The following is an 11998-nucleotide window of genomic DNA, read 5'->3' on the forward strand; positions in this document are numbered from 1 at the left end:
TTAGAACCTCCCCTGCCTTTGCCTATGAAACAGGCTCTTCCTGTACCTCCGGCAATTGCAGTTCTTCCTGCTGTGCGGCTGCTTCCTGCTGCGCCTGCACCTGGGCATCCTCGTCTGTGACAAGCTCCGCCTTATTCTGGCTGATCACATCCAGATATCCCTGCAGCGCTGACTCCAATGCCCGCGCATTGCTGCTTGTGGTCTCCAATGCCGCAGCCAGTGTCTTCTCAGACATCTCTAACAGATCTCTTGTGTAGTAGATTGCACCATTGCCGATCTCCGCTGCCTGTGCTCTTGCATTGGCAACGATCTGCTCTGCCTGCTCATTGGCTTCCCGTACCGTGATCTCTGCCTGCTGGTAAGCCTCCTGCATGATCGCATGCTCCTCCACAAGAGCCTTGTACTGCTCCTGCGCATCTGAGAGAATCGCTGCCGCCTTCTGCTCTGCATTATCAAGGATCTCCTCTCTCTGTCGGAGAATCTTCTGATAGCGCTTAATCTCCTCCGGCACATCCCGGCGCAGATCATCCAGTAGATCGTAAAGCTCGTCCTTAGGAACTACCACCTTCGTTGAAGAAAGTCTCTGCATACGGCAACTTTCCACAAATTCAAAAATATCATCAATCTCCTGCTCAATTCTGCTTGACTGCATATCGTTCTCTCCTATCTGCAAATCTATGATTATGATAATGTTAATTTGATACTACTCCATGCTCCCTCATATAGCGAAGAACCGTCTCCGGTACATAACCGGAAATATCTGCCTGATATCTTAAAAGCTCTCTGACTGCACTGGAACTGATATAGGAATACTCCGGTGCAGATGCCAGAAATATGGTATCTGCCTGAACAGACAGTTTATGGTTCGCCTGTGCAAGCGGAAGCTCATACTCAAAATCTCCCGGCGTTCTCAGTCCCCGCACGATCGCATCTGCATGCTGCTCCTTCACAAAATCTACCAGAAGCCCCTCAAAAGAAGATACCTCAATATTATCCTGATCCGCTGTAATCTCCCGCAGCATCGCCACCCTCTCCTCTTTGGAAAATAATGGCTGCTTTGCACTGTTGACTAAAACACCGACCACAAGCCGGTCAAACATCCGTGAAGCACGCCGGATCAGATCGACATGACCCGTTGTCACCGGATCAAAGCTTCCCGGAAATACTGCTGTACTCATCGTTATTCGTCCTCTCCCGCCACGGCTGTTTTATCCCGGCAGATAAATATATGACAATTGTTCTTGTATTCCTTGACTCTCTCCACATACCATCCACAGGTTGGAGGAAGCACGATCGGATCGTCCTCCATGGATGCCTCAACAATGATCCTTGTATCATCATGAACCAGCGATGACTCAATCAGATAAGGAATTATCCTTCTCTCCAGCCCCATGCTGTACGGTGGATCCATAAAAATAACATCAAATGCTTTCTTCTGCTGATCAAGTCTGCGAAGTGCCTGGATAACATCCATCGCCATCACCCTTGCCTGTTCCTCAAAATGCGTATGATGAAGGTTCGTGCGGATGCACCGCAGTGCTTCCCGGTCGTTGTCTACCAGCACAGCCTCTGCCGCACCTCTGCTCAATGCCTCGATCGCGATCCCGCCACTGCCGCTGAACAGATCCAGGAATCTTGCCTCATACAGATCCTGCTGTATAATATTAAATAATGTCTCTTTGATCTTATCCGAGGTCGGTCTGGTATGGCGTCCCGCCGGAGTCTCCAGTTTCAGACGTCTCGCCGTTCCTGCAATCACTCTCATTGCATTCCCTCATTTCCTTTAAATTTCGTATTATAACACAATATAAGATACTAATTATTGTATCACATTCCATCGGGGCGGTCAATCACACATCTTGTGCCGTCAGCGTGATGAGCTGCTCCTTTGTCGGCTCCTCAAGAAGCACGATCCGGTTCGCCTGATTCACGATCATCCTCTCGAATACATTGCGGACACCACGGGCATTTCCAAAGTCCCGGCGCTCCTGTTCATTCATGGAGGCAAGATATAATCCAAGTTTCTTCACTGCCGTATCCTCAACGACCATCCCTGCCTGTTCCGCCATAACTGTTAAAATCTCTAACAACTGTTGTTCGGAATAGTCTTCAAATGTAATAAATTTATTGAAGCGGGAGATGAGTCCCGTGTTGCTTCGCAAGAACTGCTCCATCTCCTCCCTGTAACCGGCAACGATCACCACAAGATCATCCCTGTGATCCTCCATCATCTTGACCAGCGTATCTACCGCCTCAGAGCCATAATCATTCGTTGTATCCGGGCTGACCAGCGCATATGCCTCATCAATAAATAATACGCCGCCGATCGCCTGCTCCACCACCTCGCGGACATTGATCGCCGTCTGTCCCACATAACCGGCAACCAGACGGGATCGGTCTGTCTCGATAAGCTGCCCCTCCGACAGGATACCGAGCTCTCTGTAAATCCTTGCCACAAGACGGGCAACCGTGGTCTTTCCGGTTCCCGGATTGCCGGTAAATACCATATGATAAGACATGTCCATAGCGGGAAGCTTATATTCCTCGCGCATCCGGCGCACCTTGATCAGATTCACAAGAGAACGGACCTCCTCCTTGACGTTGTCCAGTCCTACCAGCTGATTCAGTTCGTCCAAAAGTTTAGCCACTCGCTGCTCTTTTGCTTCCTTTTCTGCCTTCTGCCGCTCCTGCAGCCGTTTCTTTACCTTTTCAAACTCTTTCCTGGCTTCTCTCTGCTCATCCTCCGGACTTTCCTGTATATTTCCTTCCGACTCCACTTCGTCCGAAGTAACCGTTTCAGGAAGCATTCTCTGATCCGTCTTATCTGCCGGCATATTCACCTGCCATTCAGTCTTTTTGCTTTCTTCCCCGGTCAGCCATTTCACACCGGAGCAGATATTTCGGGCAGCAAGCTTATGACGGATATAGCTTTCCTCCCATTCCGGGCTGACACCTCCGGAGCAGACAAATAACACGGTTCTTTCATAATATTCACGGATATACTCCTGACCTGCCCGGTCAAAGCGGTCGGATAATTCCATCATACACAAAAGTACATTGATCACATTGTCAAGAAACAGCACCGCCTGTTCCTCTTTCAAATGCCTGTCATACACACCGCAGATCTGGATCAGGATCGGAGGCATCGCTGCATACTTCTCCGCATAATGAACTACACTCTGCTCCAATATCTCCGCATCCGGGCTGATCTCAAGCGGATTGGTCTGTGTCAGGCACCGGATGTATTCTTTCTGCCCGTCAGAAATATTGTCCAAACGCACCGCCAGTTCCACCAGTACCGACTGGACATACAGATCTAACACCTCCGCTGCAGACTGCTTCATCATGTTCTCTGCCTCCCGCCAGTAGCCCTGTTTCTCCAGTCTCTTACAGATCTTTGCCAGCGAATGGTAATATTTCTGCCCCATAGCACAGATTTCATCACCGGTATACATCGCGTTTGCCATCACATCCCCTCCTTTCTCCAAAACAGCCTATTTTGCCTCATTGTACTACAATTCTCATCAATAGACAAGTTCCTGTCCAAAGACAATTTTTGTGATTTTTTTCAAAAAAAAGAAACCGTATATTACGGTTTCTTTGTATTCATATAATACCGAAAAGCGCCTACGCACGCTCTACTGCTCCAGAACGTAAACATCCTGTACATACCGGCATCTTCTTTGTGCCGCCATTAACCTTAACCTTAACGGACTTGATATTTGGCTTCCACATCTTGTTGCTTCTTCTGTGGGAATGACTTACTGCGTTACCGAAGTGAACGCTCTTTCCACAAACTGCACATTTTGCCATCGTAAGCACCTCCTTAGCATATTTAACCCTAACGGTCATGATTTATCAATAACTATTATGACTGTCTAATTTTGCCACAACATGCTTATTCTACCAAATCATAATGTAAAATGCAAGAACAAATTTAATTTTTTTCTGTTTCTTCGTCAGAACCCTTGCCAGACTTGAATTTATCGACAAGGTCCGGCACCATGTCAAGCACCTTTGTAACTGCATCCTGATTCTTAACGTTGACTAACTTCGTTGTTCCGTCCTTGATGATCAAAATGGAACTTGGCTGAATCTTTCCTCCCATTCCGCCGCCAGCATTGTTCTTCTTGCCATTCTCCGCAAACGAGCCCGCGGCCACACCAAAGCTGACATCTACCAGCGGAAGGATGATCGTTCCATCATCAAACCGTACTGCATCGCCAACCACTGTTTTGGTTGTCAGAAAACCCTCCATACCTTTCAGAAGAGAACCAACTGCCGTGTTGAAATTATTGTCTGCCATGATATCACCATACCTTTCCATATGCTGCAACAGCATCCTATGATCTGTCTAACCGTTCCATTAACCGCAACGGATGCGCTCTGATTATCAGGATCAACACTATGATCCCTCTTGCATATCCCTTCACTGCTACCTCTCCCTCAAACACTTCCTGTTCAAAATCCGGTATAACCGCAATCCCTTTGCCCCACATGGCAAAAAGGACACTAAGTACTCCCAGAAGCTGTCCGGTGAGTGCCGGATCTCCGGTTCCAAAATGAAGTCGCCCCCTGAGGCTGCGTGGTGCCATATGCTTTAACAGCCCTCCACTGCTCTTTAAAACTGCCTGAAGCAGCTCAATGCTTTCCTCATCAATTGCCTTTATTTTAGCGAATAAGCCGGCGATTGACAAGAAAAACTTTTTCACTCTGCCCGTTATCCGCCGCAGTGTGCGCACAAATCTGTTTTCAGAAGAGTCTGCCCTTTTCTTCGTATCGGCAGCTTTGTCAGGAACCGTCCTTTGCACGGTATCCGTATTCTCTCCGGAACTTTTCTGCGCTGCCAAAGACACACTCGTATCGAATGAATCCGCCGTCTTCGCCCCTTCTGCTTCTTTCGGTTCACCGGCTGTTGTCGAAGATTCCACAGCCTTCTGCACTTTCGCTGGTGAAACACCTTCTTTCCTTTGGACCTTGGTACTGCCGGATGCTTTCCGTTTCTGCTCTACTTTTCTTCGCTTTTGGAATTTCTTTTTCTTTGTATGAAATCTGCCGTTCACCGGGATGCCAAAAATACGGATACACACTCTCTGGTTTCTGTCCGTGTCAAAAGACAGATGGATCAGATGCAGCAGCCAGCTTACACTTCCCTTCACTCTGTGCTCCTCCTGCCATACGGCAGACAGCTGATACCGGATCGGTATCAGAAGCACTGCCAGACATAGCAGAAGCATCAGTCCCAAAATGCAAAGCAGAATGATTCCGATCCACTTAAACACACCCAGTATGATCACTGCCATCGGCACACCTCCTCCCGGCATCCTGTTGCTGTTTACATGATATCCTCAAAATATCCACGCACGATCCGGGGAGAGATGTCACCCTCTCTGCAAACTGTATCAAGACAGATCTGTGCTGCAAGCATTTCGGCTTTCTCCCGGCTTCCCGCCAGACCGATCACCGTCACCCTTCGTCTCCGGTACCAGCGAAACCACAGCTCCACGGAGGAATATATCTCCATGATATTTTCTCCATTTACGGGTAATGTAATACAATATAACGGTCTTGTCGGCTTATTTTTTTCGAGAAGCTTCTGATACCGTTTCTTTTTGACGGAAATATCCGCGTCCAGATACATTTTTGAACTCCAGTACAGCATACTCCTCCTTTTCCGGAAATCCCTGCCAAATTATCCCATCATTTCCTGAATCAACTGTTTGGATGCATACTTCTCTGCTTCATCATCACAGAGCATCAGAGACTGGCTGATATAATCTGCCACCTCCTGCGGTGTTGAGAAAAATACAGGGATCTTTTCCAGCGTATTCGCCATGATCGCACGTCTCACCAGACGGGACTGTCCCTTGAACGCCTGCTTCAACTCGGTTACGATCTGCTCTGCCGCTTTCTCTGCATCCTGTGCGGTTACCTTTTCTTCCTCATCCTTCCACTCAAGCTCCACAAAGTCGCTGCCGGAAGCTAACTGCATTAGCTGTTGCAGATGTGTAAAGCCCTCCATCAGTCCGAGCTTTGTGATCTGCTCCTTCCGGGATTTGATCGTCTCCTCCAGCACGGCATCTGCCGTTGTCATGGATTCGTAGATCCGCTCCTGCATTCCCTCGATCTCCGGGAAATGCTCGCCAAGCCAGTACAGCTTGTCCTCCTCTGATTCAAGAGGATGCTCCTCATTCTTCTCCCAGATAGCACTTTCCTCATGCAGGAACAGCTCGTTGATACCGCGGATCACTAACTGTGCCGCCGGAATCTTATCGGCTGCCTTCTGACCGCCGTCTGCCAGATACATGGAATATGCTCCGTTGATCAGCTTCTGGATCAGCATGTACAGATCCGAAATATCATTGAGCTTTGATGCATTCGTGCGAAGCTTCTCAGCATAGATCTGATACATTGCGGCTGTCATATTCTCATAATCCAGTTCATCAAACTCCTTGATGACCGGCACAAACTCTGTGAAATACTTCTCCATGTCATCGGTCCGGTAAAGCATTGCATTGGTGCGGAACATGTACAGATGTCCCTCCAGTGCACTCTTGTCAGAACCCTTGTAGACAGAGATACTCTCGCGGATCAGATCGAAATAATGACTTCTCGTCATACGCATCGGAAGCTGTCCGATCACCATGCGAATATTATCGTTGATCGCCATATTGTCCTTAGTTGCAAAGATGAAGTTTAATACCTCCTGTGCAAAGACACTGTCCTCGGCGATAACCTCCTGATCCTCAAAGCGGTACTGCATGCGGTTCAGAATATACTCGTATACAACAAAACGGTCTACATATGCGGTAAGCACCTGCATGCGGTCTGTCACTTCCGTACGAAGCTTAAGCAGATTCTCTCTCTGCCGGCTGCGTTCCTCCTCTCCGAAGGAGGCAGGATCCATCAGGACACGAACCGCCTGATGAAGAGCCTGTGCAATATCTTCTGCCGTATTAATATAAGGATTGATCCCCTCTGTGATCATCTCATAAAACACATAATATTCCATCATGAATTTCAGTCTTGCATGACTGTCATGAATATCCAGGGCAAGCTCCAGATACTCCGGAAGAGCCTGTTCAAGCTCCTTGCCATGGGATAATTTCTTTACACTTTCGCGTATCTTTGTACTCATGTCGTCTCCTTATTACCAGGTCTGTAATAATACCCAGCTCTCAAACCATTTCAGGTAAGTTTTTACATAATGCACAGTCGTCGGCGTACCACTTAAGACCGGATAGAACATTGCAAAGAGTCCTACTGCCAGCGCCGCATAAATATAGGCGTATTTCTTCGCTTTCGGATATTTCTTTACAAGCCGGTACATGCTGTAGCCCACCATAACCGTAACGAACGGTACACTTGGGAAATAATGATAAATAAATACAACTCGTGTCACCTTAAACCACGGTGCATACTGTGACAGATAACCGACACTTAAAAATGCAGCCTTGCGGTCCTTTTTGGCAAATACCAGATAAAGCATATATACAAAGGCAGGAATACCGGCCCACCATACAAGCGGATTACCAAAGGCACTGATACCCTCTCTGACGGTGTCTGACACAACGCCGGAATAATACCAGATCGGACGGTACATGATTGGCCACTGATACCACTTCGATCCATATGGATGTGTTGCATTCAGTGTGCTGTGATAATTGAACATCGTCTTCTGTGCCTCAATCACCTTCTGGATCAGCGTACGGTCCGTACCGTCGTTAAACGGAATATAGGACAGTACATAGATCACCGCCGGCACAACAATGAAGAAGATACAGCATGACAGCAGGGTGACGATCAGCTTCTTATGGAAGTTCTTGATAATAAACTGATGGGAAATCTCTCCTGTCTTTCCATTTGGATTCTTCGTTGCATAAATGTACTCACGAAATCTCTGGATCATCTGTGCAAAGAAGATGATCGCAAGTCCGATCGCCGAATAGATACCGGTCCATTTGGACGCCCAGCTAAGACCCATTGCAAATCCGCAGAGTCCAAGCGGAATCAGCGTTTTGGACAGCTTTGTATCGAAAAAGCTGAGTCTCGTATAGCAGTACATAAAGAAATACGAGAGCATGATAAACAGCGTAACATACACATCGATCGTGGAAATACGCGTCTGAACGAAGTGCATGAAATCAAACGTAAACAGGATCGTCGTCACTATACTGATCCACGTCTCCTTAAAGAACTTCTTGGAGAAATTATAGATGATCGGCACCATCAGAACACCGAACAGCGTTCCCATAAATCTCCAGCCAAACGGACACATACCAAAGATCAGAACGCCGAGCGCGATCAGCTCCTTGCCGAGTGGCGGATGGGTGTTCTCATAGCAATACAGCTTGTGGATCATCTCATAAGCAGTTCTGCCGTGATATATCTCATCGAAGTAAGTACCGTTTAAGTTGGTTGCTCTTGCCGCATACAGATCCTGCTCATCAAACAATGTGGAGTAATCTCCGGCATTGACCGGTGTCACTACATTGCCTTCCGTATCTGTAAATACCAGTTCCATAATACTGTCATTTGTCGTATCCGCTGCCGGTGAGATCCTTACATAACGCGCTGTCACATTCAGATCCGTATAATTCCAGCAGAATACCGAACCGGCATCCCACGGATTGTCTGCTCCGTATAAGGTATTCCAGTTTGTTCCATCTGAGGAATAGTCCACCAGATACTTCGGATTGTTCTGGTAGCCAAGATATTCCGCCATCTTTCCGAGACTGACATCCTGTCCCATATCGGCAACAACCGCCCCCTGCGTCACGACAGAATACTCCGTCTCCGGTGCTTTCAGGCTACCGAGATGCACAAATGCGATTACCGCATATATCAGGGTGATAATTCCCATGGCAATATAATCCTGCTTCGTCATCTTCACAAGCTTGGAAGATGGACGGATCACAGACTTGTTCTTCTCCTCCGCAGACACCTTCTTCACAGTTGTCTCGCGGCTGATGATCTGCTTCTCCTCCTGCTCTGTCTCAAATCTGGTGTAATGACGGATCGTTGTGTATACCATGAAGGCAAACACAACCATGCCAAGCAGGGAGATTGCAAACAGGATCGGACTGTGCCAGTCATAGTTTGCAGCATCATACTTAAACAATACATGCGCTACGTTATAGAAGAAGTGCATTGCCGACAGACAATACAGGATAAACACATCTCTTCTCGGCTTCATCACATATGCGAGAAGCATAAACGCCATTGCCGGATACATATAACGCTCATGCATGCGGACAGAGAACATGAAAATACCGATGATCAGCATACCGCCGATATATGTATATTTCGCCTCTGTCTTTTTGCAGCGGAAATTTACAAATGCTGTTGCGATCACGATCAGAAGGATAAAGATCGTACCCCAGGTCTGATAGCTTAAACCAAAGCCCCTGTCTCCCTGACTGATCCAGTTCTTACCAACCAGTGTCCAGAAATTGTATGCATTTACGGAAGCATACTCAAAAGAACCTACCGTATTCGTATAAAGGGAAATAACCTTTTGCAAACCATACGGCAACACGGCGATCACCATACAAAGAATTGCCACAAGTCCCATTCCAAGGTTGATCCCGAACTTCTTCCAGTTGAAATCCTCCAGAAATACATGATCGATAATACCGTATAACAGCACCGGTGCAAACATCATCGCCTGTGGCTTTAAAAGAATTGCCAGTGCGAAAAGGAAATACGATGGGATCAGTTTCTTCTTGGCGATCAGATAGAACATCCATGCAAGAAATACCACATAGATACTATCCGTCTGCCCCCAGACAACGCTGTCCAGAATGATTGCCGGGCAGAACAGATAAACAGCTGAAAGCAATGCTGCACCTGTCTCACGGAACTTCTCGGACGCAACCTTATAGATCAGATACCCCATACCAAGATCGGTAAGAATATTCGGCATCTTTGTGAGGATATCACTCATTGCCGAATTCCACGGAATGCTGAAGATATGACGCAGCCATCCGATCACATACAGAATATAGATATATCCGGGTGGATAACCCTCTGTCATCGTGGTATAGAACTTGTGAAAACCATCGTTGTATACCATATCCGCCCATGCAATAAAGCAGCTCATGTCCTGCTCATGACCGTGATAAACACCGCCAATAATCACACGAAGCAGAAATGCAACGACCATGACAGCCACAAAGACCGTCAGACCGATCATGCGGTCCTGCGGATTGTCAAGATTCACCTGTGTCTGATTCCTGCTGCCCTTGCTTCTTGCTACATTCTTTCTTTTCTGATTGTTTCTGGCGCGGACTGCCGCCCCGCTCTGTTCCACAACGGCCATCCGGTTTCTCAGATAACCGCTGATCGGAAAGTACATGGCAAGCATGATCAGAAATCCAATGATTGCCACTGCGTTAATCATCCCCATAGTTTTTCTCCTTTATTTTCTATTGTGATCAGTCATGCTTTCTCACATGCTGATGGGTAAACAAATGATCCGAGCAATACTCATAATTGCCGTCGCACTTCGAACAGAATCTGAAATCCAGATTCTCGTCATCAAGCTCGGTTCTTCCGCATACTGCACAGCGGTGTCTTGCCCCGCCGTTCTGACGTCCCGCATCCCTGACCTGCTTCTTGAAATGCTGGCGCCGCCTGATATCCGACGGTGAGATCCTATGATAATCCCTGCTGGCAAAAAAGTATATTAAGAAGTTCGCCATCGCGACAAGGATTGCAAAGGCGACGCTGAAATACTGTCCTCCAACTGACGTCATTCCACGGTTTATGCACGCAATACCTGTTGTCACATATTGGAATACATTATACAAGAGATATACCGCATCCAGAATTGCCAGCCACTTCACCTTGATCGGTATCACAAACCAGAACAAAAACTCCATGTTTGGATTGATGGTTGCAAAGGCAAAGAACATAGACCAGTAAATATACTGGAAGCCGGACAGATACTGTACGGAATGAAGTGTCCCATACAAAATAAATGCCGCAACAATGTTTAAAAACCAGCCGCTGATAAAGTACATGTTAAACCGGAAGGTCCCCATGCCTGCTCCAGCGATCTTCCAAACAGGAAGAACAGATTGACCTGAATCGCAAAGAACAGGATACTCACAATAAAGCCCATCCCCCGATTAAAGCCATATGGCTCGATCAGGTATGTGAACAGTCTCCATATCTGACCATGTAAGACAGCCTCCACATTAAGCGACAGATAACTGTAATAAATATTCTCATTGATCAGTCCGAGCGCCGCTCCCGCACAGTACAACACGATCACATACTTGATGAGATCCGGTACGGCATAACGGCCAAATTTCTTTTCAAGCTTGTTTAATAATTGGTTCATAAATCCCCCATCCCTGCGTATCTATGCATGCGCAGGCATCGTTTCTCTTTATTCACGGATAACAAAAAAATGGTATTGGAAATAACATTCCAATACCATCTATTCTATTGATACGCGTTTTCTTTGTCAAGCCGAAGATGCCACTACTTTTGTCGATAAAGAGCAGTCCCCGGCTGCAGTACGATACGGTCAACTCCAAGAATGCTTTCGAGTGTATCACCATCCCTGACAATATAGACGGACTGATCCTTTTCCTGCGGCATCTCAGACTCATCCTTTTCCTGCATCATCTCGGACTCATCCTTTTCCTGCATCATCTCGGACTCATCCTTTTCCTGCGGCATCTCCTCTGCCAATTTGTTCTCCGTCTCCGTCATTGGCACGGCATCCCTGACCTCCCATTTGCTGCAGTTTCTGCCGTAGGGAGGCATTACCGGCCGGTCATTTGCACGCACCGGCACGCAGATTGTTTCCCCGACCTGAAGATTATAGACATCCACATAAGGATTTGCCCGCAGCAGAAGTGCTAACGGCACCTGATGCTCCATACTGATCGAATAAAGTGTGTCTCCGGAACGAACCGTATGCATAATTCCATTACAATGTTTCATAGCTTGAATATGCCCTTCTTTCTATCCTTTCCTTTTTATT

The 11998-nt window shown here is 47.2% G+C and carries 13 protein-coding genes; all 13 read right to left on the reverse strand.

Annotation, left to right across the window (positions count from 1 at the left end):
• Positions 1-22: 22 nt before the first annotated feature.
• The 13 genes from DXA20_RS09125 to DXA20_RS09180 all read right to left on the reverse strand — a co-directional run bounded on the left by DXA20_RS09125 (position 23) and on the right by DXA20_RS09180 (position 11958).
• The gene (locus DXA20_RS09125; protein WP_022305768.1) at positions 23-652 is read right to left on the reverse strand and encodes a hypothetical protein; all 630 of its coding nucleotides are present in this window, start codon (positions 650-652) and stop codon (positions 23-25) included.
• Between the two features lie 40 nt (positions 653-692).
• Positions 693-1178, reverse strand: coding sequence for a pantetheine-phosphate adenylyltransferase (gene coaD / locus DXA20_RS09130; protein ID WP_118560247.1), 486 nt, complete (start codon positions 1176-1178; stop codon positions 693-695).
• Positions 1179-1180: 2 nt separating this feature from the next.
• Positions 1181-1765 (reverse strand): 16S rRNA (guanine(966)-N(2))-methyltransferase RsmD, encoded by a 585-nt coding sequence (gene rsmD / locus DXA20_RS09135; protein ID WP_022305766.1) that lies wholly within the window; start codon positions 1763-1765, stop codon positions 1181-1183.
• Positions 1766-1850: 85 nt separating this feature from the next.
• Complete coding sequence (locus tag DXA20_RS09140; protein WP_118560249.1) at positions 1851-3467, reverse strand: AAA family ATPase; 1617 nt, start codon at positions 3465-3467, stop codon at positions 1851-1853.
• A gap of 160 nt (positions 3468-3627) precedes the next feature.
• A complete protein-coding gene (gene rpmB / locus DXA20_RS09145; RefSeq protein WP_022305764.1) occupies positions 3628-3813 on the reverse strand; it encodes a 50S ribosomal protein L28 in 186 nt (61 codons plus the stop codon).
• Between the two features lie 124 nt (positions 3814-3937).
• The gene (locus tag DXA20_RS09150) at positions 3938-4306 is read right to left on the reverse strand and encodes a GerW family sporulation protein (protein WP_118560286.1); all 369 of its coding nucleotides are present in this window, start codon (positions 4304-4306) and stop codon (positions 3938-3940) included.
• Positions 4307-4343: 37 nt separating this feature from the next.
• Entirely contained in the window at positions 4344-5303 is a 960-nt protein-coding gene (locus tag DXA20_RS09155) for a DUF2953 domain-containing protein (protein WP_158577182.1), read from the reverse strand.
• Positions 5304-5335: 32 nt separating this feature from the next.
• Positions 5336-5662, reverse strand: coding sequence for a hypothetical protein (locus tag DXA20_RS09160; protein ID WP_118560253.1), 327 nt, complete (start codon positions 5660-5662; stop codon positions 5336-5338).
• A gap of 30 nt (positions 5663-5692) precedes the next feature.
• A complete protein-coding gene (locus DXA20_RS09165; RefSeq protein WP_118560255.1) occupies positions 5693-7138 on the reverse strand; it encodes a hypothetical protein in 1446 nt (481 codons plus the stop codon).
• A gap of 12 nt (positions 7139-7150) precedes the next feature.
• Complete coding sequence (locus DXA20_RS09170) at positions 7151-10408, reverse strand: glycosyltransferase family 39 protein (RefSeq protein ID WP_118560257.1); 3258 nt, start codon at positions 10406-10408, stop codon at positions 7151-7153.
• Between the two features lie 28 nt (positions 10409-10436).
• Entirely contained in the window at positions 10437-11024 is a 588-nt protein-coding gene (locus tag DXA20_RS16780) for a hypothetical protein (RefSeq protein ID WP_243100597.1), read from the reverse strand.
• On the reverse strand, positions 10997-11347 hold the full coding sequence (locus tag DXA20_RS16785; protein WP_243100598.1) for a hypothetical protein: 351 nt from the start codon (positions 11345-11347) through the stop codon (positions 10997-10999). The genes DXA20_RS16780 and DXA20_RS16785 overlap by 28 nt, the downstream gene beginning before the upstream one ends.
• A gap of 143 nt (positions 11348-11490) precedes the next feature.
• Positions 11491-11958, reverse strand: coding sequence for a LysM peptidoglycan-binding domain-containing protein (locus tag DXA20_RS09180; RefSeq protein ID WP_118560259.1), 468 nt, complete (start codon positions 11956-11958; stop codon positions 11491-11493).
• Positions 11959-11998 lie beyond the last annotated feature (40 nt).

The organism is Roseburia sp. AM59-24XD, from assembly GCF_003478445.1.
Taxonomy (GTDB): domain Bacteria; phylum Bacillota; class Clostridia; order Lachnospirales; family Lachnospiraceae; genus Jutongia.

Excerpts from the sequence above, each read along its gene's own strand:
- DXA20_RS09150 (WP_118560286.1), bottom strand. The coding sequence starts at position 4,306 with ATGGCAGACAATAATTTCAACACGGCAGTTGGTTCTCTTCTGAAAGGT.
- coaD (WP_118560247.1), bottom strand. The coding sequence starts at position 1,178 with ATGAGTACAGCAGTATTTCCGGGAAGCTTTGATCCGGTGACAACGGGT.
- rsmD (WP_022305766.1), bottom strand. The coding sequence starts at position 1,765 with ATGAGAGTGATTGCAGGAACGGCGAGACGTCTGAAACTGGAGACTCCG.
- DXA20_RS16785 (WP_243100598.1), bottom strand. The coding sequence starts at position 11,347 with ATGAACCAATTATTAAACAAGCTTGAAAAGAAATTTGGCCGTTATGCC.
- DXA20_RS09140 (WP_118560249.1), bottom strand. The coding sequence starts at position 3,467 with ATGGCAAACGCGATGTATACCGGTGATGAAATCTGTGCTATGGGGCAG.
- DXA20_RS09125 (WP_022305768.1), bottom strand. The coding sequence starts at position 652 with ATGCAGTCAAGCAGAATTGAGCAGGAGATTGATGATATTTTTGAATTT.
- DXA20_RS09155 (WP_158577182.1), bottom strand. The coding sequence starts at position 5,303 with ATGGCAGTGATCATACTGGGTGTGTTTAAGTGGATCGGAATCATTCTG.
- DXA20_RS16780 (WP_243100597.1), bottom strand. The coding sequence starts at position 11,024 with ATGTACTTTATCAGCGGCTGGTTTTTAAACATTGTTGCGGCATTTATT.
- DXA20_RS09165 (WP_118560255.1), bottom strand. The coding sequence starts at position 7,138 with ATGAGTACAAAGATACGCGAAAGTGTAAAGAAATTATCCCATGGCAAG.
- DXA20_RS09180 (WP_118560259.1), bottom strand. The coding sequence starts at position 11,958 with ATGAAACATTGTAATGGAATTATGCATACGGTTCGTTCCGGAGACACA.
- DXA20_RS09170 (WP_118560257.1), bottom strand. The coding sequence starts at position 10,408 with ATGGGGATGATTAACGCAGTGGCAATCATTGGATTTCTGATCATGCTT.
- DXA20_RS09160 (WP_118560253.1), bottom strand. The coding sequence starts at position 5,662 with ATGCTGTACTGGAGTTCAAAAATGTATCTGGACGCGGATATTTCCGTC.
- rpmB (WP_022305764.1), bottom strand. The coding sequence starts at position 3,813 with ATGGCAAAATGTGCAGTTTGTGGAAAGAGCGTTCACTTCGGTAACGCA.